Below are 1,269 nucleotides of genomic sequence, written 5' to 3'. Positions count from 1 at the left end.
TGAAGTGGACCCCAAATTTTGGACAGGTGCCTAAGCTCTGATTCATCATCTCCATAAGGAGGAGAATCATGAGCAAGAAACGCAAGCAATACAGCGCATCATTCAAGTCCAAAGTTGCCCTGGCTGCCCTCAAGGGTGACCAGACCACATCCGAAATTGCTGCCCGTTTCCAGATCCACCCCACCATGGTCAGCACCTGGAAGCGCGAGCTGCTGGAGAATGCACCGGGCCTCTTCGAAGGCAAGAAGAAGGCCGGCAAGCAATCCGATGAACCCAGCACAGACGAGCTGTACCGCGAGATTGGCCGACTGACGGTGGAACGCGATTTTTTGTCGCGCAAGCTCGATCAGTAAGCCGTCAACAGCGGTTGGCGATGATCGAGCGTGGTCATCCCCAAGTCAGTCTTTCGCGCCAGTGTGAGCTGCTCAAGCTGAGCCGCTCATCGGTGTACTACGTCCCTCGTGAGCAGTGTCCGGAGGATTTGCATCTGATGTATCTGATTGATCAACAGCACCTGGAAACGCCGTACTATGGCTCTCGCAAGATGCGGGTTCACTTGCAGCACCAGGGCTATCGGGTCAACCGCAAGCGAGTGCAGCGCCTGATGCGCACCATGGGCATCCAGGCGGTGTATCCACGCCCCAGAACCAGCATTCCGGGCGATGGGCACAAGGTGTATCCGTACCTGCTCAAAGGGCTGAAGATCGACCGCCCCAACCAGGTGTGGGCAACGGATATTTCGTACGTGCCGCTGGCCCGAGGCTTCATGTATCTGGTCGCCATTATCGACTGGTACAGCCGTAAAGTGCTGTCCTGGCGGGTCTCCAACACCATGGACACAGACTTCTGCATCGATGCTCTGGAGGAGGCCTTACAGCGCCATGGATCGCCGGAGATCTTCAACACCGATCAGGGTGCCCAGTTCACCAGTGAAGCCTTTACAGGCGTTCTTAAGGAACACTGTGTCCGGATCAGCATGGACGGCAAGGGCTGCTACCATGACAACATCTTCGTGGAACGGCTCTGGCGAAGCGTCAAGCACGAGTGTGTCTACCTCACCGCCTTCGAGGATGGACACCACTTGAAGCAGGCGCTCCACCGGTACTTCCGGCATTACAATCAGACCCGGTACCACCAAACCCTTGATTACCAAACGCCCGATGAGGTGTACTACGGGCAATCCATATCCTTGGCAGCCTGAGCCAGGGAAACAACCGGATCATAGCTTAGGGACACCATCAGGTTGTCCAACTGACTGGGTCCACCTCA

Annotated in this window: 1 pseudogene; it reads left to right on the top strand. The window is 56.3% G+C overall.

The features are described from left to right. Positions 1-68 precede the first annotated feature (68 nt). Positions 69-1,269, top strand: a pseudogene (locus tag QPL98_RS19420) (IS3 family transposase); the annotation flags it as partial.

The organism is Marinobacter sp. ST-43 (genome assembly GCF_030541085.1).
Lineage (GTDB): Bacteria > Pseudomonadota > Gammaproteobacteria > Pseudomonadales > Oleiphilaceae > Marinobacter > Marinobacter nauticus.
The sequence above is the reverse complement of the archived record's forward strand: the minus strand, read 5'-3'. Positions and strand labels throughout refer to the sequence as shown.